The sequence below is a fragment of the Flavobacterium sangjuense genome (assembly GCF_004797125.1).
In the GTDB taxonomy this organism is placed as follows: domain Bacteria; phylum Bacteroidota; class Bacteroidia; order Flavobacteriales; family Flavobacteriaceae; genus Flavobacterium; species Flavobacterium sangjuense.
The window spans coordinates 914,178-937,732 of the sequence record NZ_CP038810.1; the positions used below are offsets into that span (position 1 = coordinate 914,178).

At 35.8% G+C, this 23,555-nt stretch carries 21 protein-coding genes and 2 tRNA genes; 6 read left to right on the forward strand and 17 right to left on the reverse strand.

All coding sequences use genetic code 11. The features are described 5' to 3' along the window. Positions 1-10: 10 nt before the first annotated feature. From GS03_RS04025 to GS03_RS04040, 4 genes are all read right to left on the reverse strand, one after another. Positions 11-868 (reverse strand): cupin-like domain-containing protein, encoded by an 858-nt coding sequence (locus GS03_RS04025; RefSeq protein ID WP_136151287.1) that lies wholly within the window; start codon positions 866-868, stop codon positions 11-13. A 94-nt stretch (positions 869-962) separates the two neighbouring features. Then, positions 963-2,048, reverse strand: a complete 1,086-nt coding sequence (bioB, locus tag GS03_RS04030; protein WP_136151288.1) for a biotin synthase BioB — start codon at positions 2,046-2,048, stop codon at positions 963-965. A gap of 82 nt (positions 2,049-2,130) precedes the next feature. After that, positions 2,131-2,571 (reverse strand): hypothetical protein, encoded by a 441-nt coding sequence (locus GS03_RS04035; protein ID WP_136151289.1) that lies wholly within the window; start codon positions 2,569-2,571, stop codon positions 2,131-2,133. A gap of 109 nt (positions 2,572-2,680) precedes the next feature. After that, positions 2,681-3,613, reverse strand: a complete 933-nt coding sequence (locus GS03_RS04040; RefSeq protein WP_136151290.1) for a bifunctional riboflavin kinase/FAD synthetase — start codon at positions 3,611-3,613, stop codon at positions 2,681-2,683. Between the two features lie 181 nt (positions 3,614-3,794). On the opposite strand from GS03_RS04040, the gene GS03_RS04045 reads away from it, so the two are divergent. Next, a complete protein-coding gene (locus GS03_RS04045; protein ID WP_136151291.1) occupies positions 3,795-6,470 on the forward strand; it encodes a zinc-dependent metalloprotease in 2,676 nt (891 codons plus the stop codon). Between the two features lie 53 nt (positions 6,471-6,523). Here GS03_RS04045 and GS03_RS04050 read toward each other — a convergent pair whose 3' ends face one another. The 4 genes from GS03_RS04050 to GS03_RS04065 form a co-directional block, all read right to left on the reverse strand. Continuing rightward, positions 6,524-7,042, reverse strand: coding sequence for a hypothetical protein (locus GS03_RS04050; protein ID WP_136151292.1), 519 nt, complete (start codon positions 7,040-7,042; stop codon positions 6,524-6,526). Positions 7,043-7,088: 46 nt separating this feature from the next. Further along, on the reverse strand, positions 7,089-7,655 hold the full coding sequence (pth, locus tag GS03_RS04055) for an aminoacyl-tRNA hydrolase (protein WP_246034165.1): 567 nt from the start codon (positions 7,653-7,655) through the stop codon (positions 7,089-7,091). Between the two features lie 138 nt (positions 7,656-7,793). Continuing rightward, positions 7,794-8,399, reverse strand: a complete 606-nt coding sequence (locus GS03_RS04060; RefSeq protein WP_136151294.1) for a 50S ribosomal protein L25/general stress protein Ctc — start codon at positions 8,397-8,399, stop codon at positions 7,794-7,796. Positions 8,400-8,438: 39 nt separating this feature from the next. Then, positions 8,439-9,380 (reverse strand): ribose-phosphate pyrophosphokinase, encoded by a 942-nt coding sequence (locus GS03_RS04065; RefSeq protein WP_136151295.1) that lies wholly within the window; start codon positions 9,378-9,380, stop codon positions 8,439-8,441. 245 nt (positions 9,381-9,625) lie between these two features. On the opposite strand from GS03_RS04065, the gene GS03_RS04070 reads away from it, so the two are divergent. Beyond that, positions 9,626-9,705 (forward strand) — tRNA-Leu (locus GS03_RS04070). Between the two features lie 110 nt (positions 9,706-9,815). On the opposite strand, the gene GS03_RS04075 is transcribed toward GS03_RS04070, so the two are convergent. The 6 genes from GS03_RS04075 to serS all read right to left on the reverse strand — a co-directional run bounded on the left by GS03_RS04075 (position 9,816) and on the right by serS (position 17,061). Then, positions 9,816-11,306 (reverse strand): glycoside hydrolase family 32 protein, encoded by a 1,491-nt coding sequence (locus GS03_RS04075; RefSeq protein WP_136151296.1) that lies wholly within the window; start codon positions 11,304-11,306, stop codon positions 9,816-9,818. Positions 11,307-11,365: 59 nt separating this feature from the next. After that, positions 11,366-12,715, reverse strand: coding sequence for a magnesium transporter (gene mgtE, locus GS03_RS04080; protein ID WP_136151297.1), 1,350 nt, complete (start codon positions 12,713-12,715; stop codon positions 11,366-11,368). After that, complete coding sequence (rsmA, locus tag GS03_RS04085; RefSeq protein WP_136151298.1) at positions 12,705-13,484, reverse strand: 16S rRNA (adenine(1518)-N(6)/adenine(1519)-N(6))-dimethyltransferase RsmA; 780 nt, start codon at positions 13,482-13,484, stop codon at positions 12,705-12,707. The genes mgtE and rsmA overlap by 11 nt, the downstream gene beginning before the upstream one ends. Positions 13,485-13,572: 88 nt before the next feature. Beyond that, complete coding sequence (locus GS03_RS04090) at positions 13,573-13,884, reverse strand: DUF4286 family protein (RefSeq protein ID WP_136151299.1); 312 nt, start codon at positions 13,882-13,884, stop codon at positions 13,573-13,575. 44 nt (positions 13,885-13,928) lie between these two features. Beyond that, the gene (locus tag GS03_RS04095; RefSeq protein WP_136151300.1) at positions 13,929-15,707 is read right to left on the reverse strand and encodes a tetratricopeptide repeat protein; all 1,779 of its coding nucleotides are present in this window, start codon (positions 15,705-15,707) and stop codon (positions 13,929-13,931) included. A gap of 82 nt (positions 15,708-15,789) precedes the next feature. Further along, positions 15,790-17,061 carry a serine--tRNA ligase gene (gene serS, locus GS03_RS04100; RefSeq protein WP_136151301.1) on the reverse strand — a complete coding sequence of 424 codons (1,272 nt, stop codon included), beginning with the start codon at positions 17,059-17,061 and terminating at the stop codon, positions 15,790-15,792. 177 nt (positions 17,062-17,238) lie between these two features. Here serS and GS03_RS04105 point away from each other — a divergent pair, with 177 nt between their 5' ends. From GS03_RS04105 to GS03_RS04120, 4 genes are all read left to right on the forward strand, one after another. Next, positions 17,239-19,161 carry a M1 family aminopeptidase gene (locus tag GS03_RS04105; RefSeq protein ID WP_136151302.1) on the forward strand — a complete coding sequence of 641 codons (1,923 nt, stop codon included), beginning with the start codon at positions 17,239-17,241 and terminating at the stop codon, positions 19,159-19,161. A 78-nt stretch (positions 19,162-19,239) separates the two neighbouring features. Beyond that, positions 19,240-20,586 (forward strand): RIP metalloprotease RseP, encoded by a 1,347-nt coding sequence (rseP, locus tag GS03_RS04110; RefSeq protein ID WP_136151303.1) that lies wholly within the window; start codon positions 19,240-19,242, stop codon positions 20,584-20,586. A gap of 84 nt (positions 20,587-20,670) precedes the next feature. Further along, positions 20,671-20,744, forward strand: a tRNA-Asn gene (locus GS03_RS04115). A gap of 199 nt (positions 20,745-20,943) precedes the next feature. Next, positions 20,944-21,375, forward strand: a complete 432-nt coding sequence (locus GS03_RS04120; RefSeq protein WP_136151304.1) for a hypothetical protein — start codon at positions 20,944-20,946, stop codon at positions 21,373-21,375. 291 nt (positions 21,376-21,666) lie between these two features. Here GS03_RS04120 and GS03_RS04125 read toward each other — a convergent pair whose 3' ends face one another. From GS03_RS04125 to GS03_RS04135, 3 genes are read right to left on the reverse strand one after another with little or no spacing between them, the layout of a single operon-like run. Beyond that, the gene (locus tag GS03_RS04125) at positions 21,667-22,443 is read right to left on the reverse strand and encodes an ImmA/IrrE family metallo-endopeptidase (RefSeq protein WP_136151305.1); all 777 of its coding nucleotides are present in this window, start codon (positions 22,441-22,443) and stop codon (positions 21,667-21,669) included. Next, on the reverse strand, positions 22,427-22,828 hold the full coding sequence (locus GS03_RS04130; protein WP_136151306.1) for a hypothetical protein: 402 nt from the start codon (positions 22,826-22,828) through the stop codon (positions 22,427-22,429). The genes GS03_RS04125 and GS03_RS04130 overlap by 17 nt, the downstream gene beginning before the upstream one ends. After that, positions 22,818-23,459 (reverse strand): hypothetical protein, encoded by a 642-nt coding sequence (locus GS03_RS04135; RefSeq protein WP_136151307.1) that lies wholly within the window; start codon positions 23,457-23,459, stop codon positions 22,818-22,820. Before GS03_RS04135 ends, GS03_RS04130 begins: the two co-directional genes overlap by 11 nt. Positions 23,460-23,555 lie beyond the last annotated feature (96 nt).

A 23,555-nucleotide genomic window follows, 5' to 3' on the forward strand; every position in this document is an offset into this window, starting at 1 on the left:
ACCTTTTTATTTAATATGTTTTTGTATTTGAAACAGCTTTTTGATTTTTATAATCAATCCATTGCTGTCCTCTCCATTTTCGCATCATATTATCAAGGTTTCGCATGATGAAAACATTGTAAGCTGCTTTCGATAAATTAGTGATACTTCTTGGGAAAGCTCTTAAACTCATAGAAAATCCGGGAGTGACATATTTCATATAATGCCAATAGCCTTCAGGCATGTATAGCATTTCACCATGTTTTAATTCGGTGACCAACCCTTTGGCTTTTTTTAAGGCCGGCCATTTTTCAAAATCAGGATGGTCAAAATCTATGTCTTCCCTGGAAATTAAGGAATGTGGTACTTTATATAAATACGGGCTTTGATCCGGCGCAAACAAAATACATCTTTTTGTACCGTGAAAATGAAAGTGTAAAATATTGGAATAATCAATATCATAATGCATAAAAACCTTAGCGTTTTCTCCGCCAAAAAACAGCATTGGTAATTGTTTTACCAATCGCAACCCAATATCCGGCCATTTAAAATCCTCCTTTAAAATGGGAACTTCCTTGATTAGATTATAGAGAAATATTCGATAGTTGGTTGGTTTTGATTGGAGTAAATCAATATAATCTGCCATTTTCATTTTGGCATGAGCTTCGTTAAAACCGTCTTTATGCGAAACAGGCCTGTCGTCATAAAGTGGTACTGTTTTATCTCCTGCTACCTTTTTAATGTAATCTAAATTCCATTTTTCGTAGGCTGGCCAATCTTGAATTAATTGCTCAACAACTACCGGTTTTTGTTTCTTAACATAATTGTTATAGAAATCTTTTTTGCTAATGGTCTTTACGCGTTCAATTTCTGTTAATGCTAACGTCATATAAAGTCTTTTATAAAAAAATGCTCTAAGTCACGAGACAAAGAGCAAATTTATAAAAGCTTTCCGAAAAGAAAGACAAGATAAGTTAAAAATCTTATTTCCCTTTTGTGGATGATTGCAAATTCCTTTCGATAGTGTGTCCGGGACGCGACCATTTTGGCTTTTCTCCCAACGCCTGATATTGTGAATCGACAGCTTCAACTGTTGTAGGCTGCATTGCTTTGATGAATGGTTTTTGAGCAACTAATCCAAGTGTTTCAAACATTTTCATGTCTTCATTCACGTCCGGATTTGGAGTAGTTAATAATTTATCACCGGCAAAAATCGAATTTGCTCCGGCAAAGAAACACATAGCTTGACCTTCTCTGGACATTTCCATTCTTCCCGCAGAAAGACGAACCTGAGTTTCAGGCATCACAATTCGGGTAGTAGCTACCATTCGAATCATTTCCCAAATTTCAACAGGTTTTTCATTTTCCATTGGAGTTCCTTCTACAGCAACCAAAGCATTAATTGGCACCGACTCCGGTTGTGGATTTAAAGTAGAAAGCGCTACGAGCATTCCGGCTCTGTCTTCTATGCTTTCTCCCATCCCAATAATCCCACCACTGCAAACGGTAACATTGGTTTTACGAACATTTTCGATTGTTTCCAATCTGTCTTCAAAACCTCGTGTAGAAATTACTTCTTTATAATAATCTTCGGATGTGTCTAAGTTGTGATTGTAAGCATATAAACCTGCTTCAGCAAGACGTTGAGCCTGATTTTCGGTAATCATTCCCAAAGTACAACATACTTCCATATCCAGTTTGTTGATGGTACGAACCATTTCTAACACCTGGTCAAATTCTTCACCGTCTTTTACATTACGCCATGCAGCACCCATACAAACACGAGATGAGCCATTTGATTTGGCACGCAAAGCCTGAGCTTTTACCTGGTTTACGGTCATTAAATCATTGCCTTCAATATCGGTATGATAACGGGCAGCTTGTGGGCAATAACCGCAATCTTCAGGACAACCACCGGTTTTTATAGATAGTAAAGTAGAAACCTGAACAACGTTTGGGTCGTGTTGTTCTCTGTGGATTGTTGCTGCTTCATACAGCAAATCCATCATGGGTTTGTTATAAATAGCAATAATTTCTTCCTTAGTCCAATTGTGTTTTGTGATGCTCATAGATGCAATTTTATCGTGCACCAAAAGTAGTTAAATTGTATGTAAGTTACAATTTTGTTTCACATTAATAGGATTGTATCTTTTAGTCTTGAGCAGACATTTTTCTTCTCCAATATTGTACAGAGACAAAAACAACCATTAAGGCAGAAGCAATACCTTCAAACAAGATTCCGATACAGTATTGATTGGCTGTTGGATCTCCGCCAAATAAAAGATCTGCTGAAAGATTACTAACGTACTCATCACCGCCTCTTATATGTACATAAGCAACTAAGCTTATGATGCTTAATAAAACGCCTCCAAATGCTGTTGTAGCGGCCGAAAGTAAGTTGGAGACATATCCTGTTTTTCCTTCATCTATGTTAGAACTCAGGGTTCGGTTAACTCCATAAAATACAAAAAGGATGTTTACCATTCTCAACCAAAGTACGTCTGATAATCCTAAGAAATCTATAACTAAGAAATAGATAGAAATTCCGGCAAATATTATAATTGCATTTATAAGTTCTTTTGGCAGTTTCATGTTGATAGCGTTTAAGTGAATACTAAAGGAGTCTACCAAATTTAAGAAATTATCTTTAAAAAGTCAATTATTTAACAGAAAAGGAAAGAAAATAAAAACTAAAATAGAATTATCGCAATTGGTTAATGTAATTTTCTGCCATCACTTTATCTTTACCCAGCTGGGTTTTTAATGCGTCAATAGTTTCGAATTTTTGTTCTGAGCGCATTCTGTGCAAAAGCGAAACCGTAATTTTTTGACCATACAAATCTTGTTTGAAATCAAAAAGATTGATTTCAATGGTTTGAGTCGTTCCGTCTACAGTTGGACGCGTACCAATATTCATCATGCCAAAAACAGTTTCCCCGTTTAGGATACTTTTGGCTACGTAAACACCATTTAGTGGAATGAGTTTGTAATCTTCTTCTATTTTGATGTTTGCCGTCGGATAACCAATAGTTCTTCCCAATTGTTTGCCTTTAGAAATGATTCCGCTTAGCGAATAATTGTAGCCTAAATAAGTTGTAGCCAATTCGATATTTCCTTCTAAAAGCGCATTTCTTATTTTGGTAGAACTAATAGAAACTTCGTTGATTTCTGCTGCCGAAATTTGCTCTACTTGAAAGCCATAGGTTTCACCAAAACCAATTAAATCATCTATGTTAGCGGTTCTGTTTCTGCCAAAGCGATGGTCATGACCGATAATTATTTTTTTGATTTTGAAAACATCAACTAAAACTTCTTTGACAAATTCTTCAGCAGTTAGTCTGGAAAATTCTTTGTCAAACGGATGCACAACGAGGTTGTCAATCCCTAAGTTATCAAGTAGTTCAATTTTTTCATTTAAGGTGTTGAGTTGTTTCATCTCAGTGCCTTCCTGAAGTACCATTCTGGGATGTGGAAAAAAAGTAAGTACCAAACTTTCACAATTTAAATCATGAGCGCTTTGGGTAATTTGTGCTAAGATTTTTTTGTGTCCAAGATGTACACCATCAAAAGTACCAATAGTTACAATTGTTGGCTTAACGGTATTGAATGACTTTATGGAATTGAATATTTTCAAAGATAAAATGTATTCCGCAAAAATATGTTTTAGAAATTTAATATAATAATTTTCATTAAAAAAACACGAATAAATAGGAATTTGTTAAAGTTTTGAGGTATTAACCTAAAAAACAGAATCGTTACTTGTAAATAATTAAAAGATAACTATCTTTGAACGCTTATAACAAACCTAATATATTATGAAAAAAACACTACTACTAACGTTTATTGCTGTTTTATTTTTCACAAACAGTAATGGGCAAAATTCACTTTGGGAAAAAGTATCACAAAGTAAGATAAATAATTTGCCAAAAATGGATCGGGCTTCTATCCCAAGCAAATACGATTTATATTCTTTAAATTTTAATGCATTAAAAACACAGTTGCAAAATGCTCCTTTAGCATCGAGCAACATCCAGTCAAACGTAATTGTTACTTTTCCAAATTCAAATGGGGAAATGCAAAATTACAGAATTTATGAAGCACCAATAATGGAAGCTGGATTGTCTGTAAAATTCCCGGATATAAAATCGTATTCAGGAAAAGGTGTTGAAGACCCAACGGCTTCTATCCGTTTTAGTACGACGATTTTTGGACTACATGTAATGTCTCTTTCAGGAAATTCAGGTACTTTTTATATAGATACTTATACTAAAGATCTAAATAATTATATCGTTTATAACAGAAACAGTGTCACTGGCAGCAAAACTTTTAGCTGTTTAGTAGAAGATGATGCCGAAGCGATTGCTGCTAAAACTACTCCAAATGTAACATTGGTTAACGATGGTTTGTTCAGAGTTTATAGATTAGCTATGGCTTGTACCATTGAATATGCTGCATATCATATTACAGCAGCAGGTGTTGGAGGCGGTACATTAGCACAGAGAAAAGCAGCGGTACTTGCTGCAATGAATGTAACAATGACAAGAGTGAATGGCTTATATGAAAGAGATATGTCTTTGCGTATGAATTTAGTAGCCAATAATGATTTGATTATTTTTGTTACTAGTGATAACTTTACTAATGACAGTTCTACTAATTTGATTGCAGAAAGTCAAAGCGAAATTGACACCTACATTGGTTCTGCCAATTATGATATTGGCCATACTGTAAGTACCGGTGGTGGTGGATTAGCAGGCTTAGGTGTTGTTTGTATAGCAGGCAGCAAAGGAAGAGGGATTACTGGTTCTCCGGCACCTGTTGGCGATCCTTATGATATAGATTATGTAGCTCATGAAATGGGTCATCAATTTGGAGGGCAACATACTTTTAATAATGATTGTGGAGGTAACAGATCAACTTCTTCTTCAGTAGAGCCGGGAAGCGGTACTACTATTATGGGTTATGCCGGAATTTGTGCACCGGATATTCAATCAAATAGTGATGTGTATTTTCATGCTATCAGCATTGCGCAAATGACAACTGTTGTTACAACTACTGCAACGTGTTCTGTGAATACTGCTAGTGGGAATACTGCACCGGTTGTTGATGCAGGGCTAAATTATACCATTCCAAACGGAACAGCCTTTATCTTAAAAGGAACCGCTTCTGATGCTAATGGAGATGCATTAACCTATTGCTGGGAGCAAACAAATACACAGGTTTCTACTCAACCACCAACACAAACAGCAACTACAGGACCAAATTTCAGATCACGTCCACCTTCAACTTCTCCAAATCGTTATATGCCTGTTTTTTCAGAAGTATTAGCTGGTAACTTGGCTCCAACATGGGAAGTTATTCCAACTGTTGCAAGATCATTCACTTTTGCCTTAACAGTTAGAGATAACAGAACGCCAAACGGAGGACAAACGAATAGAGACAATATGATTGTAACATGTGCTGCTGTTGGGCCATTTACGATTACAAATCCTAGTGTTGAGAATGTTTCATGGGGCTTAGGCTCTTCACAAACGATTACTTGGAATGTTGCCGGCACTACAGCAAATAACATTAATACAGCAAACGTAAACATCTTATTGTCAACGGATGGTGGAGCTACTTTCCCAACGGTTTTAGCAGCTAACACTCCTAATGACGGGACACAAACTGTAACAATGCCAACTACCGCTGCTCCTTACTGTCGTATCATGATTGAAGCAGTTGGTAATATATTTTATGCTGTTTCTAAAAGTGTAGCGCTTGGTTATACAATAGCAACTACATGTAATACTTATACAAATACTACTCCTTTGGTGGTTCCTGATGGAGTTGGGGCTAATTCACCGGGAGCAATTGTTTCAAATTCAATAAATGTGCCTATAACAGGTACAATATCTGATGTTAATATTGGATTAAACGTATCACATACTTATCCGCAAGACTTAATAATTGCAATAAATAACCCTGGAAATACAACTCAGGTTCCTGTTTGGAGTAGAGCGTGTGCAGGGAACGATAATTTTAATGTCACTTTAAGTGATGGTGCTGCAGCATTTAGTTGTGCAGCTAATATGACAGGAACATTCGCTCCTTCATCACCTTTAGCTCCTTTCAACGGTGGAAGTACTCTTGGGACATGGTCTTTATTAGCCGGAGATTTTTATAATGATGATACCGGAACAATTAACTCTTGGTCTATTGAAGTGTGTGCCCAAACGCTAACCTTACTTACGGAAGACTTTGGTTTAGATCAGTTTGTACTTTATCCGAATCCGGGGAATGGAAATTTCAACATCCGATTTAATTCTTCATCAAGTAATGAAATTGGCGTTGTTGTTCACGACATCAGAGGTAGAGAAATTTTCAGTAGAAACTATCAAAATACAGGAACATTTGAACAAAACGTTCAGTTGACTTCAGTTCAAGCCGGAGTATATCTTGTAACGGTTAAAGATGGAAATAGAAAAGAAGTAAAAAAACTTATAATAGAATAATCAATTTATAAGTTGAATAAAAAATGTCCTCTTGATTATTCAAGAGGACATTTTTATTTTACAGTAGCCTTAATCGGGTTTATAAGTAGAGGTACTTGACCGACTTTAAAATTTAAATCAAATCGAACAGTATCACCTTCTCGTTTCAAATTTAAGTTTCCTTCTTGTACTTTATAGTTTCCGGTTTGCCCTTTGCCAAAACCAAAACGACCATAAATCATTTTGGATTGCTGTAAATCTTTTCCGCTAAGGATTAAGGTTTGCGTTTTATTATTGATTTCGAAAATAATTTCTTCCCTGTAATTTGCATCCTGAAGGTCTTTTGGAACATTTTTGTCATATCTGTAAATCAATACTGAAGTTTCATTTGACTCCGAAATTTGATAATAGAGACTGCCAAATTCATCAGCTTTGACATCCAAACTTTTATTCTTTAAAAGTTCAACAGTACATTTTCCTTCTTCAGGACAAACAGATTCTATTACACTTTTATTTGATTCTGAAATGGCCGCTTTTGGACATTTACAAAATGACATCATAAATGCCAGTGGGATAAAAAAAAGTCTTTTCATTTTAATAAAATTTATTTCTTGACGATACTCAAAAAGAGTACCGTTTTTATTTACCATTAAAGTTGTTCATGGTTTCGTTTAATCCGGCTAAAGCAAAAGATTCAACTATTTGTTTAGCTATTTCAAATCGTTCAGGAAGCTTTTCTTTTTCAGTATCATTCCATTCACCAAGAACATAATCTACTTGTTGCCCTTTTTTGAATTCATCACTTATGCCAAAACGAAAACGAGGATACTCAGAAGTATTTAAAATAAGCTGAATGTTTTTTAAACCATTATGGCCGCCATCGGTACCTTTTGCTTTTATGCGAATAGTGCCAAAAGCCAGATTCAAATCATCGGTGATTACCAAAACATTTTCTTTGGCAATGTTTTCTTTTTGCATCCAATATTGAACCGCTTTGCCACTTAGATTCATGTATGTATTAGGCTTTAGAAGAATAAGTTTCCTTCCTTTGATACTGAATTCTGTGACAGCGCCAAGCTTAGCCGTTTCAAAAGAAACAGCATGTTTTGAAGCCACATAATCTACTATTTTGAAACCTATATTATGGCGAGTATTTACATATTCGGCACCAATGTTTCCAAGACCGACGATTAGGAATTTTTTCATTTCTTCTGAGTTTTCAGAGATTATATTTTTTCTAAACAGATTTTTAATCCAATTCATTTAACAAAAGTAAACTAATTTGATTGCATAAAAAAAGCACCAGTAAAACTGATGCTTTTCTATAATCGAAAAATAAATTAATTATTTTTTCTTTTTTGCTGCTCCTTTTTCTGCTTTTGCTGCTTCCTGTGCTGCTTTCATAGCCGCACGAGAAATCTTAACTTGAGCTACAACAGTGTTGTCAGGGTGCATCAATTTAAAGTTTGGTGTAGGTAATTTTGTTACATACAATTTGTTACCCATTTGTAATTCAGCAATGTTTGCTTCAACATAATCAGGTAGATTTTTTGGTAAAGCTTTCACTTTTAATCTACGTTGATTCAAGTTCAAAACACCTCCTAAAAGTACACCAGGAGAAGTTCCTGTTACTTTAACCGGTACTTCCATAATGATTTCTTTGTTGTCATCCAATTGAAAGAAGTCAATGTGGTTGATTCTGTCCGAAACCGGGTGAAACTGAATGTCCTGCAATACTGCATTGGTAGTTTTACCATCCAAATCTATCACAACTGTGTGTGCGTTTGGAGTGTAAACCAAGCTTTTGAATGCTTTTTCTTCTGCTGCAAAATGCACTGGTGTTTTTCCTCCGTAAATAACGCAAGGAACCATTCCAGCATTACGTACCGCCTTAGTCGCAACTTTGCCCACGCTTTCTCTTTGTGATCCTTTAATCGTAATCGATTTCATTGTAAAATATATTAATTAATAAAAAAATACTTGTTTGAATTACATCAGGAATTTACCGCTGATGGAATTGTTGTGCTGAACCATGTTCATTACTTCTGCAAAAAGAGGCGCACAACTCACCACTTTTATCTTATTTGATTCCCTCTTTAACGGAATAGAATCGGTAACTATCAATTCCAGTAATTTGGAATTTTCTATTTTTTCATATGCCTCGCCCGAAAGGATAGGATGTGTACAAATAGCTCTTACGCTCAAAGCGCCTTTTTCCATCATCAAATCTGCCGCTTTGGCTAACGTTCCTCCGGTATCGATCATATCATCAACCAAAATCACGTTTCTTCCTTTTACTTCACCAATCAACTCCATAGTGTCAATCACGTTGGCAGCTTTTCGTTGTTTGTAACAAATTACCACATCCGATTCTAAAAACTTAGAATACGCATACGCTCTTTTTGAACCACCCATATCCGGAGATGCGATTGTTAAATTGTCTAACTGCAAACTCTTAACATAAGGCAAAAAGATAGTCGATGCAAACAAATGATCTACCGGCATTTCAAAGAAACCCTGAATCTGATCGGCGTGTAAATCCATTGTCATAATTCGGGTCGCTCCTGCAGTTTCCAATAGTTTTGCTATCAGTTTTGCTCCAATTGGAACTCTTGGTTTGTCTTTTCTGTCTTGTCTTGCGTAACCAAAATACGGAATTACGGGAGTAATGTGTCGGGCTGATGCTCTTTTAGCAGCATCAATCATTAACAAAAGTTCCATTAAATTGTCGGCACTCGGAAATGTAGAGCAAACAATAAAAACACGCAATCCTCTTATTGATTCTTCAAAAGAAGGTTGAAATTCACCATCACTAAATTTTGAGAACGTTACTTTACCAAGCGGAACACCATAGTTTTCGGCTATTTGTTCAGCAAGGTAGACGCTTTGCGAACACGCAAATATCTTTGCTTCTGGTTCTAAATGCGACATTATAATTTGTTGTTTTTGTCCGATTAATTCCTTGCGGAAGTGCCTCGAATGTAGTTAGTTAGTTGTTGTTCGTTTTACCGAGGTGCAAATTTAGAAATTAAATCCAACTCTGAAAGGATATTTTAGAGTATTTTTTTTAGAATATGATATTTTATTTTTTACATTTGCACCGTGTTTAAAAGCAAGCAGTCATTTTGGCTTTTGTTTTTCGCGATAAACCAACTGTTGTTGGTTTTGTCTGTCAAGCCCGGATGGCGGAATTGGTAGACGCGCTGGTCTCAAACACCTGTGGGAAACCGTGCCGGTTCGACTCCGGCTCCGGGTACAAAAAGCTCTTCGAAAGAAGGGCTTTTTCTTTTAGGAGCGAGTCAAACATTTTTGTTTGATTGGCTCCGGGTACAAAAAGCTCTCCTTTTTAGGGGAGCTTTTTCTTTTTTACCAAATCCTTTTCACAGAACTAATTTTTAAATTCTGAATAGGTTTATTCTCATTCGTTATAATACTTAAGACGGAATAGTCTTCATTAGGAAAAAATAAATTGGTCATTGAGTATTTCCCGTTATTCAATAAAATCTCAATTGAAGATTTATCTAAAATGAGTTGAACATTTGTTATTTTATCTCCTGCTAAAGGCATTACTTGTGGTTTATTGGCAAAGTTTTCATTGAAATCTATTTTACCCGAATTGCTTCTGTCTGTAACCAAATTACCGCCGGATAATGTAATCGTAAACACTTCTCCGTTGTTATTGGATAACGAAATTATTGCATCAGAAACTCCGTTTGTTTCAAATGTAATTTGGGCTTGGGATAAATTTAGTGCTTCCTTTTCGAATGGGGTTTTGACTTCCTTACTTTCAAAAACCGGAGACAGTAAACTAGAAAACTGCGGTATCATTTTTTGATTTAAAAAGTAGAAATAACCATTTGTAGTCAGTTCCAACTCTCGTGGTAAAGTCATAGCACTGCGCCAAACTTCGGTTGGCACCTTAGTCGCATATAGCCAATTACTCATCCAGCCCAAAAGAATTTTTTTGTCATTAGGAACATTTGAAAAAGTAACAGCCGCATAAAAATCAGTACCACTGTCCATCCAAAGAGACTTTTGACTGTTTATAAACTTTTTTCCATCAAAATTTCCAATAAAATAACGTGTTCCAGAACCGCCATTTGGTGCTTTGTCTCCGTGATTTACAATCATTACCCATTTGGTTTCGGCAGAACCTTTTACTTTCATTGGGAACAAATCAGGACATTCCCAAACGCCTAAATTTTGTACATCATCATCCGGCTTAAAATCGCTTTCAAACTGCCATTCTTTTAAATTAGCTGATGAAAAGATTTTAATTTTATCTCCAACCGCCAAGACCATATTCCACTTTGAAATAGTTTCATTCCAAAATACTTTTGGGTCTCTAAAATCCTGTTCACCCGAATTATTCAACACTGGATTTCCATTGTGTTTTGTCCATGTTTTTCCTTCGTCTACACTATAGGCTAATCCTTGGCTTTCGGTGTTTTTCTTTCCGGCTTTCCAGATTTCGTCATCGTGATAAGTGAAAATTGCGACCATAGCATTTTTCCCAAAACCAGCTGTGTTTTCTTTATCAATTACAGCACTTCCTGAAAATATCATTCCTAATTTATCCGGATACAAGGCAATTGGTAAGTGTTTCCAATGCAATAAATCAGTGCTTTCCGCGTGTCCCCAATGCATTGGTCCCCAAACTGTTCCTTCGGGATAATATTGGTAAAACAAATGGTATTTGCCATTCAGATAGACCAATCCATTTGGATCATTCATCCAATGGGCTTCGGGCGTAAAATGAAACTGTGGGCGATAAGGTTCATTATAATAGGCAGCAGATTTTTGGGCCTGACCCAAATAAAAAAAGCAACAAAATAAGAATAAGAGTTTAGATTTCATCGTATGAAATTTACGTGATAAAAGTCTAAAGTTAGAAAATAATTAGAAATGAATATGATTTAAAACCCGAGAATCAACCGCGCAATTGCAAAATAAATCATAATCCCGAAAACGTCATTGGTTGTAGTGATAAATGGCCCGGTTGCGATTGCCGGGTCAATTTTGTTTTTGTGAAGAAACAACGGAACCAGAGTTCCAAGCATAGCGGCAAAAAGGATTACTACTATCATCGAAATCGAAATGGCTATTCCTACATGGTATTGTTGATAGACAACGGAATGAAAAATCAGTAAAAAGACAGAAATGACAGTTCCGGATAACATGGCTACAAAAAGTTCTTTTTTGAAGTAATTGCTGCTGAATTCTTTTAGTGAACCGTTGGCCAATCCCTGTACCACAATAGCCGAAGCCTGAACACCAATATTTCCTGCAGTTGCCGAAAGCAAAGGGACAAAAATAATAAGGGTTTTGTATTTGTCAAAAGCTGATTCGTTTCCTTTTAAAACAAACGACGCTACGATTTCAATTGCCATTCCAATCAAAAGCCAGGGTAAACGTGCTTTTATCATTTCGAAAACGCTGTCGCCCGCTTCAACGTCCTGCGTGATACCAGCCGCCATTTGGTAATCCTTGTCGGCTTCTTCCTTGATTACGTCAACGATATCATCGATGGTCACACGACCCACCAATCTTCCCATTTCATCTACAACAGGAATCGCTTCCAGGTCATACTTTTGCATTACTCGTGCAACTTCGGTATTTGGCGTGTCTACATTTACGTAATCTACTTTTTTGATATATACTTCGCTGATTGGCGTTTTGGTAGAAGTCGTCAATAAATCTTTTAGCGATAATCTTCCTTTCAAACGATTTTCATCATCCACTACATAAATAGAATGAACGCGGGTAACGTGTTCGGCCTGCATTCGCATTTCTTTGACGCAGGTTAGAACGTTCCAGTTTTCATTAACTTTCACCATCTCTTTCCCCATCAAACCACCGGCAGTAGCTTCGCTATAGCGCAACAAGTCGACAATGTCTTTGGCGTGTTCAACGTCTTCAAGTTCCGAGATTACTTCTTCTTTTTTGCTTTGCGAAAGTTCGGCGATGATATCGGCAGCGTCATCGGTATCCAATTCATCTAATTCTTCTGCAATTTCTTTGGCAGAAAGGCCTTGAAGAATTTTTTCACGAATGTCATCTTCCAGTTCGGGAAGGATTTCAGCGGTGATTTCACTGTCTAAAATTCTAAAAATATAAGTCGCTTCGTCAATGTCTAATTCATCAAAAATCTCAGCAATATCGGCATGGTGCAAGTCATTCAACAAAACAGCCAATTCCTGGTCATTTTTTTGATGAATGAGCTGCTCGATTTGCTCTAAGAGTTCTTTGCTGATTTTAAACTGCATTGGCTTCTATTTTTTGAGTGAGTTCTATGAACTGTTCAACGCTTAATTGCTCCGGACGGAGGTCAAAGATAGTATCTTCTTTTAAATTATCCGAAAGGTTGAATGATTTTAAGCTATTCCGCAATGTTTTGCGGCGTTGCTGGAAACCGGTTTTTACTACCGAAAAGAATAATTTTTCATTACAAGGTAAAGTGAAATTCTCTTTTCTGCGTAAGCGCAAAACACCCGAATTTACTTTTGGTGGTGGATTAAAAACATCAGGTGAAACCGTAAACAGGTATTCGGCATCATAAAAAGCCTGAACCAAAACAGAAAGGATTCCGTAGGTTTTGGTTCCTTTTTTTTCACAGATGCGTTCAGCTACTTCTTTTTGAAACATACCCGAAAACTCAGGAACCTGATGACGTAATTCCAAACATTTGAACACAATCTGTGACGAAATATTATACGGGAAATTACCAATGATAGCAAATGGCTTTCCTTCGAAAACTTCGTTGATATTGTATTTCAGGAAATCTTTAGAAATGATTTTGCCGTGCAGTTTTGGATAATGCGTATCCAAATACGTTACCGATTCAGTGTCGATTTCAATGACATAGGTTTCGGTAGGTTTTTCCAAAAGATATTTGGTTAAAACTCCCATTCCGGGGCCAATTTCCAAAGTAATATCATAGCCTTCAAAATTCAAAGTGTTGGCTATGTTTTGGGCAATAGATTCATCCGTTAGGAAGTGTTGTCCGAGATGTTTTTTGGCTCTTACGTCGTTCATATTGTCTTTGTGAGGGTACAAACCACCGCACTATTTTTATTTCTCGCAAAGTCACAAAGGCGCAAAGTCACGATGTTATTTTTATTTCTTAATGTTCAGAAATCAACTCCAATTCTGTTCTAAAAGCCAGCATTTTGTCTCCAAACAACAAAGCACTTTCAGCTCTGAGTTTAGGTGCATCTTCATCATAATAACGCTGCAATGTTTCTTTGGAATCAGTTGTGAATTGAATAGAATATGTTGTTCCGCCCATTTCTTCCTCGACCAAAACCTTTACCATGCGGGCAGAAGAAAATTTTCCGGTAGCCAGCATATCGTTGATGTGTTTTTCCTGCATCCATTTCATCCATTGGTCGTGAACGCTTTCGTGGATGTTTATTGTTACGTTATAAAGTATCATTTTGAAAATGGTTATTCGGTTATTTGTGTATTCGGTTATTCGAATTAAAGATTAGTGTCACCGCGTAGTTTTCTGTACTTGTTCCGCGAATCAACGTAGTAAATACTGTCTTCATGTTTGGTGAGCATTTCTTCATAAAGCGGTTTTGCTTTTTCTACATCTTTCAGTTGGTTGTTATATATTTCAGCTGAAAAATAAAGTGCTTCATCAATATAAATGCAGTCTTTGTGTTTTGTAATTATGGCGTCATAGTTAGCTAATGCATTCGTATAATCACCTAATTTTTCATAGATTTTCCCAATGCGTAAAAGCGTTATCGGTTCAATATCTTCGCCTTTGTGTTCTTTTAAAATCAGTTGAAATGCTGCCAACGATTCCTTCTTTTTATTCTGATATAAAAGAAAATCTGCACGCGCAAATTTCTTCAAAGCCACCTGTAAAGAATCTTCGACCGTGTTGTCACTGATTAGTAAAAATAAATCCAATGCATCATTGGCAATCAGTTGTGACGAAGCCGATTTCAAGACTTTTAATTGGTGTGATGCCCATTCAAAATCGGTTTTAAAATAACTGGTTCTGGCGGTTTTTAAACTGGCTTCCTGACCAACCACATCGCCACTCATGTCTTCATCAATTTGGGAATAATAAATCAACGCCTGATTAAACTTTTCTTCAAATAAATAAATGTCGGCCAATTCCATTTTTACTTCAGCCAATTGATATCTGTTAATCGGCATTTCCATGGCGCTTTTCAAAATTGCTTTGCCTTTTTCTACATTGTTCAAATGAAAAGCGTTGAAATTAGCCTCTAATTTTAAAAGCGAAAGGGTGTATGGGCTTACGCCAAATTCCTTAATCAGTGCATCCAGTTCAGCTGTTATGGCCGGATAATCTTTCTCTGTGGCGTGGTCAATTTTCATTTCTATCAAATAGGAATGTGACTGGATGAGCATTTCTAAATCCTTGGTATTTTCAATTACAAAACTCATAATCTCTTTGGCCGAATCCTGATCATTGTCTTCAATGGCCATTTGACCCAAATTCACAATATTGAAAAAAGAATCAGGATTTCGTTTGTAAATTGCTTTTTGCTGAATAAAGGCTTTGCCGTATTCTTTTTGTTGAATAAAAAGCCAGCTTAAGAAATCATTCCAAAAAACATCCTGCGTTTTTTGTGCTCTGAGCAAGAGTGCTTTTTTAAGCGAATCGTTAAAACTGGTATCCACTTCTTCTGTCATAAATCGGGATAACTGATTTTGAATCAGCGGCAGATTTTGTGGATTTTGATAGGATTCCTGCAGGAACATATCAATCATCAAATCGGTATTGCCCTTTTGCCCATAAAGCGTAGCCATTTGAAAATTAACAGGCAGTTTAGGGTCTTTTTCCAAGGCAGTTTGGTAAGCCAAAAGTGCATAATCTACCAAGGCCTTTCTTTCGAAAACATAGGCAATTCCGTATACCTCATTAGCATTTTTCTTGATTTTATCAATCGCCTGATTGTAATATTTATTGGCTTTCTCCTGGTTTTTTTGCAACTGATAATTGAATCCCAATTCGACCAAAAGATTGCTTTGCTTGTATTTGTCTATTCGGCTTTCCAACAGTTTTTCAGCTTTGTCAAATTGCTGTAATTGTTGGTAACACTCAATCGTCCGCTGGAAATAAATAAAAACACCCTCCTGCGATTTTAATAGGTCTTCATAAATCACCAATGCTTTTTCAAATTCGCCACGGTCAAAATAATTATTCGCCAATTGCTCACTTTGGGCATTTGCCAAAAGCGAAACGAATAAAACCAGTATGGTGAGAATTTTTTTCATGGGTTTTTTATAGAAACGAACAATGTACTAAAGTAACACTTTTGTGTCCAATTAGTACATTGTTTGCGAAAGATTAACTTTTTTAGTTTATGATGTCAAATCCGGTGTACTTGCGCAATACTTCCGGGATTACGATACCTTCCGGCGTTTGATAATTTTCAATGATTCCGGCTAAAACTCTTGGCAATGCCAATGAACTTCCGTTCAGGGTATGTGCTAATTGTGTTTTGCCTTCTTTTCCTTTGAAACGCAATTTCAGACGATTCGCCTGGAACGTTTCGAAATTGGAAACCGAACTAATTTCCAACCATTTATCCTGTGCTGTAGAAAACACTTCAAAATCATAAGTCAAAGCCGAAGCAAAACCCATATCGCCACCACAAAGACGCAGAATTCGGTACGGTAATTTTAATTCCTGCAATATTGTTTTCACATGTTCCACCATACCGTCTAAAGCTTCATACGATTTATCAGGATGTTCGATGCGCACTATTTCTACTTTGTCAAATTGATGCAAACGATTCAAACCACGAACATGTGCGCCATAAGAACCTGCTTCACGACGGAAACATGGCGTATATCCTGTACATAAAATTGGCAGTTCGCTTTCCTGTAAAATCACATCGCGGAAAATATTCGTTACCGGAACTTCAGCAGTTGGAATTAAATATAAATCGTCGGTTGCATCATGGTACATTTGTCCTTCTTTGTCCGGCAATTGTCCGGTTCCGTAAGCAGAAGCTTCGTTAACCAAATGTGGCACTTGAAACTCCTGATAACCGGCTTCGGTATTTTTATCTAAGAAATAAGAAATCAGCGCGCGTTGTAGTTTGGCTCCTTTTCCTTTATAAACAGGAAATCCAGCGCCAGTGATTTTTACGCCCAATTCAAAATCGATGATGTCGTATTTTTTTACCAATTCCCAGTGAGGTTGTGCTCCTTCGTGCAAAACAGGAACTTCACCTTCTTCAAAAACGTTTAGATTTTCTTCGGGAGTTTTTCCAACCGGAACAATATCTGCAGGAAGATTTGGCAACTGATACATTTTTTCTAAAAGTTCATTCGCCAGCGCCTCTGATTTTTCACCAAGTTCTTTGCTGGTTTCTTTTAGCTGAACCGTTTTTAGTTTTAAAATATCGGCTTTTGCTTTTTCACCACTTTTCATCAAATCGCCAATGGCTGATGATAGTTTGTTGGCTTCCGCCAAAGTATTGTCTAAGGCAACTTGTGTGCTTCTTCTGTTTTCATCTAATGCGATTACTTCTTCCACAAGTGTCTTCACATCCATGTTTCTTTTGGCCAAAGCCGCAATCACTTTTTCTTTATTATCTCTGATGTAACTTATCTGTAACATGATATTTTTATATATGGACGCAAATTTAATGAAATGTTTGATATAACGTTTCCGATATACAAAAACTTAGGCTTCGGGTTCTACGTATTTAAAGTGTTATCAATATATTAGTTTATAGAATATTTAAGATTAATTCGTATTGATTATTAGTATATTCGCAAAAATTTTCACAATGCTATGAAGAAAACCTACTTACTATTACTTTGCCTTTCGATATCTACTGTTTTTGCGCAAAGAAACTTAAACAAAACCAATTCGATTGCTGAAGCTGAAATGAAATCTGCGGAGCAACAAATGAATATTGAAGTCAACCCAAATACGGCTAACTACAATGTTACCTACCACAGATTGGAATTTACAGTTAATCCAACGGTGAAGTTTATCACAGGAAAAGTGTATACGACCTACACAGCATTGGCAAACATGACTACGGTAACATTTGATTTTGCTAATGAACTAACCGCGAGTTCGGTTAAAATAGGAGCAACCAATTTGACTTTTGTCGAAAACACCAATAATGAGTTGATTATTACGTTACCTGCGACTCAAACTACTGGAACTTCAGCTACGGTTGAGATTAATTATTCGGGTGTTCCGCCGCAGAATGGTTTTGATTCGTTTGTTCAGTCAACGCATAACGGCAGTCCAATTATTTGGACACTTTCAGAGCCATTTGGAGCCAGAGACTGGTGGCCTTGTAAGCAGGATTTGAATGATAAAATTGATACTATAGATGTTTATGTTACTGCACCATCACAATATATTGCCGTTTCTAACGGAGTTGAACCCGAAGCACCTGTAATCAATGGTGCCAACAAGACAACGCATTTTCATCACGGTTACCCGATTCCGGCTTATTTGATTTGTATGGCGGTTACAAATTACCAAGTATACAACCAAACCGCTGGAACGGCGCCAAATACATTTCCTGTTGTAAATTATGTTTATCCTGAAAATTATAGTTCTGCTGTTTCGGATTTAAATGAAACATTAGGAATAATGAATTTATATGAAACACTGTTTGAGCCATATCCTTTTCGCAACGAAAAATATGGGCATGCTCAGTTTAGTTGGGGCGGCGGAATGGAGCATACGACGGTTTCGTTTATGGCTAATTTTAGCAGACAATTGATTGCTCACGAAATGGGGCACCAATGGTTTGGGGATAAAGTGACTTGTGGTTCGTGGAAAGACATTTGGTTAAATGAAGGATTTGCAACTTATTTGGCGACTTTAGTGATTGAAAATTTTGATGGCGCTGATGCTTTTGTAACCGAAAAGGAAGGTATGATAGAATATATTACTTCAAGTCCGGCCGGGAATGTTTATTTAACTGATTTACAAGCCACCAATGTAAACAGAATTTTCAGCAGCCGATTGAGTTATAACAAAGGCGCTATGGTTTTGGAAATGCTGCGTTTTAAATTGGGTGATGCTTTGTTCTTTCAAGGAGTTAGAAACTATTTAGCCGATCCAAATTTGGCTTATAAATATGCCGTAACTACCGATTTCAAAACCCATATGGAAACGGTTTACGGACAAAGTTTAACAGAGTTCTTTAACGATTGGATATACAATCAAGGCTATCCGACTTATACGATTACGGCTCAAAATTGGGGCGCAGGACAAGCCAGATTTGTGATTAACCAAACCCAATCGGATGCTTCGGTTTCTTATTTTGAAATGCCGGTTCCGGTTAGAGTTTATGGTTCCGGTGGACAACAAGCGGATATCGTATTGAACAATACGGTTAACGGCGAAGTAATTATCACTAGTGTTCCTTTTTCAATTACGGGTGTTGAATTTGATCCTAAACGACATTTAATAGCTGATGCCAATTCTACAGTTACCTTAGGAAATCAAAACTTTGATTTAGACAGCGCGGTTTCGATTTATCCTAATCCAAGTTCGGATGTAGTGCATATTCAAATGCCGAGTACATCAACACTGGAAAAAGTAATTGTTTACAACAATCTGGGACAAAAAGTTATGGAAAATTCGACTTTAGATTTTTTGGTAAGCAGTCTGTCAACGGGCGTTCATTATGTGGATATTCAGACGACAGAAGGCACTTATCATAAAAAATTCATAAAAAAATAACCTTATACAAACTATTATGTGCAAGAGTAAGGTGGAAACCTTACTTTTGTGCGTTTAAAAGAAATCGATACATAAGAAATGGAAATTGCAATCAAATTATCTCAATTTTTACTGAGTTTATCAATACTAATTATACTTCACGAATTAGGACATTTTATTCCTGCCAAATTATTTAAGACACGAGTAGAGAAATTCTATTTGTTTTTTGACATCAAATATTCTTTATTGAAAAAGAAAATCGGCGAAACCGAATACGGTATCGGATGGTTGCCACTTGGAGGCTATGTAAAAATATCAGGAATGATAGATGAAAGCATGGACAAAGAACAAATGGCATTGCCACCACAACCATGGGAATTTCGTTCTAAACCAGCCTGGCAACGATTAATCATCATGCTTGGTGGTGTTACGGTGAATTTTATTTTGGCGTTTATCATTTATATTGGGATGAGCTTTTTCTATGGCGAGCAATATATTGCTAATAGTGAAGTGAAAGATGGTATTTGGATTGCCAATCCGGTAGTGGAGAAAGCTGGTTTAAAGACAGGAGATAAATTGGTTTCTATTGATGGTGAAAAAATAGAACGTTTTTATGAAGCTAATGAAAAGGCATTTTTGTCTAAAGAAATAATAGTGCTTCGTGATGGTCAGGAAGTAAAAGTGCATTTTCCGGGGAACTTTATTGATCAATTGATGCAGGGCAAAAGAGCATCGTTATTAGAACTGCGCCTTCCTTTTATTGTTAGAGAAGTTCAGGATGATTCGCAAAACAAAGCCGTACTGCAGCCAAAAGATATTATAACCAGCCTCAATGGAAAACCCGTAAAATTTGCAGATGAAGTCTTAGCATCACTAGATACTTTGAAAGGCAAAACAGTTCCGGTAGGTATCAAAAGAGACGGTAAAGAAATTGCTGCGAATATAAAAGTCAGTGATAGTGCCAAACTTGGAGTTGCCTATGCTGCTAAAATCCCGTATGATGATTTAGAAAAGTTGGGATTGTATAAAGTAAGCAAAGAAGAATATGGTTTTTTTGAATCAATTCCGGTTGGAATTAACAAAGGTTTTGACCAACTTAGCAGTTATGGAAAACAACTAAAAGCTATTTTCACTCCTAGCACAGGTGCTTACAAAGGCGTTGGTGGTTTTGCTGCCATATTCAATATATTTCCACAAACCTGGAGTTGGGAAGCGTTTTGGAATATCACGGCATTGTTATCAATCATGCTTGGTGTAATGAATTTATTGCCTATACCAGCATTGGATGGTGGCCATGTAATGTTTTTATTATACGAATTGATTAGCGGTAGAAAACCTAGCGATAAGTTCTTGGAAAATGCCCAAATGGTTGGCTTTGTTTTACTTATTTCGTTATTGCTGTTTGCCAACGGGAATGATATTTATAAGGCGATTTTTAACAAATAATATTTTTTAAAATTTTCTTGATTTTTTATTTGTAAAAAATAAAAATCGTTCTATATTTGCAACCGCTTAAAAGATAAACTATCTTCCTCCTTAGCTCAGTTGGTTAGAGCATCTGACTGTTAATCAGAGGGTCCTTGGTTCGAGCCCAAGAGGGGGAGCTTAAAAGCCCGATACGAAAGTATCGGGCTTTTTTAATTTGCTGGTTTTTGAAAATAATTGACAAAAAATGAATGCTTGTTAATTTTATTCTTACTTTAGCACTAGTTCCAAGAACAAATACCACGCACTTTATTGGAAATTACAACCTTGTATACAACTACAGGGTAAAGTTGTAGTATTAATTTAGAGGAATAATTTATGCCAGAGTATAAGATTTCCATAAACCAATTAGCGAGCTTTTCTAATAGTTCTGACTATAAAAAAAGAAGTATTGTCAAGCAGCAAAAGAATCCTCCAAAGGTCTTAATTGCCAGATATAGTCTTGCAAAAGCTCGTATCAGAAAAGCAATAGCTAACTATGGTAACATCCAACCAATCTTAGACGGAATTCAGGAATTAAAAAACAAGACTCCTGAAAAGCCATTGGCGATTATCGACAAAGCTGTTTCTATTGAAGCTTTGGAGAGATTTATTAAAATGAAATTGCCATCATTTCTCCAAGAAAATGTGTACGAAGTTTTAAAAAAACCCGCGATAAATTCTTTTGTAGTTTCAGATGTTGAAATCATTGTTTCAGCGGATTTAATTATTAAAGTCTTTATTGATGGTCAGCCATTTTTAGGGGCGTGAAAATACATATTGCGAAAGGAAATATTTTTGATAGAGACCAAGCAAAATATGTCTCTACTTGTTTATATCAATATCTCGACTTAGTGTACGACGATACAGGTATTATTGTATTGCCTGAATTGTGTTTATCTGTCGATGTTTTTGCAGAGAGTTTTTTTACGGCACCAACAAAAATTGAAAAGACACTGGAAGATATTGAAACAATGTGTATAGAAATTAAAAGAATATGGCCTAATGTTTAGGTGCCGATATCTATCAAAAAGTATTGCAAATTTATATTAGATGGATAAATTATTTACACCATAGACAGCATAGTATTGATGTTTCACTTATTTTAAAGCATTGCTCATAAAATTCCAAATCTAAGTAATCATCAATATTAAAATCTTCTGGAAACCAATCTAAAGCATCAATCAATATTGGCTCATCCTCAATTGACTTTCCTTTAAAAAAGTCACCGCAATTTGATTGTTCTGGAGCTGAAAATCCCTTGGATATAAATTTTAATGGGAAGTCCTTCGATTCTTGTTTCCAAACAACTCGTCCATTTTCTAAATAAATTATACATACGGGAAAATCGCCATAATCTTTATATTTTAGAAATGTTGCAGTTTGGGAGGCCCCAAAATAGTTAGAGGTTTCTTTAATTAAATCTAAATTTAACTTCTTGCCTTTTACTCTTCTTATAAATAATTCACTTGGCATTAAAAGTTCAGAAGCAAATTCATTAGCCTCATTTTCATGTATGCCATTTGCAAGCCATTGTTGAAGAGTTTTTTTTGTGTCAGAAAACAAATAAGAAATGTCCTTATGCATCACTAGATGTCCAATTTCATGTGCAATTACAAAATTTAACTTTGGAAGATATTTAATTTTCGAATTAATTGTTATTATGGCATTTTCCTTACTCATAAGAATACGCCCTTCTACTTTATTCATTTCAGAATACTTTATATAACCGCCTAGCGACCAAACAAGTTCTTCTAAGGATAAGTCTCCTGGTTGTTTCCACCCCACTGAATCTAATACATTATTTGCATGTCTTTGAGGATTACTTAGTCTCATCATTTAATTTGTCTTTCAAAACGGAAATGAAATTTATAAAATCACTATCATCAATTATTTCCATTTCATCACTTTCTGATAAATCTTCAAACTTCCTGAACAATGGCTGTAATTGTAATCTTTCTTTATTACCTAATAGCTTTTTTAATTCTTCAACCCCGTATTTTTTTAATTTTTCAAATTCTGATTTAAGCTCTTCATATCTTTTTTTATTGTAGAGTGCTTTGGATTTAGCTTGTTTAAGTTTAATTTTATTTAAATGTAAATTTACAAACTCACTTACATTATCCATCTTATCAAAATAATCTTCTGCAGGAGTATGATAATTTAATTCGAGCATTAAACCGAAGTAATTATTCAATATTTCAATTGCGTTGCTAGATTTCATGATTAATTATTTTTTTTGTAATTGAGACTAACTTTTCTTTTATTTTATCCACTTGCTTAGGAGTCATATTCATTAATTCTGATATTTGATTCCTTTTTTTGCCTTCCTTAATGCATTCCCATAAAAACCCAACATTTTCATCATTACTTGAATTAATTTCTTTTTCAATTTCTTTTATTTTCTCTTCAAACAATTCAGCTTTTTCGTAATCGAAATTTATGTCAGACGATAATTTATAAAAATCTAATTCAACATCTCGATAGTCAATCTCAACAGTTTCAGGAAAAAATCCATCTTCAATTTTTTTGTTGTTCTTCTCTTTTTGTAATTTGTATGATTTGACTACAGTTGAAATTCTACTGTCTATGATTCTTATCAGTTGTTGTGGCAAGTCAAATTCATCTTTCCACTCCCAATGACCAAACAATAAAGCATCAGTAGCAAAATTCATGTAATAATTTTTTGCATCGACACCCAAGTTTTTTGCTGTATGGGCACCATATAAAGTTTTCATTTTTAATCTATAATCTAAATGTTCTTCACACTTAATTAAAGCTATCTTCCATTCAACAGAAGAAATCTCACTAATCTTTTTTGAATTGGTTTCAAAAAAACTCCCAATCTCTTCCATACTTTACTATTTACTGTAAAAAAAAATTCTCCCCTTTTGGGGGACTTTTATAAAATACGATTAATGTACTGTTATAAGGTCTAACAAACTTATAAC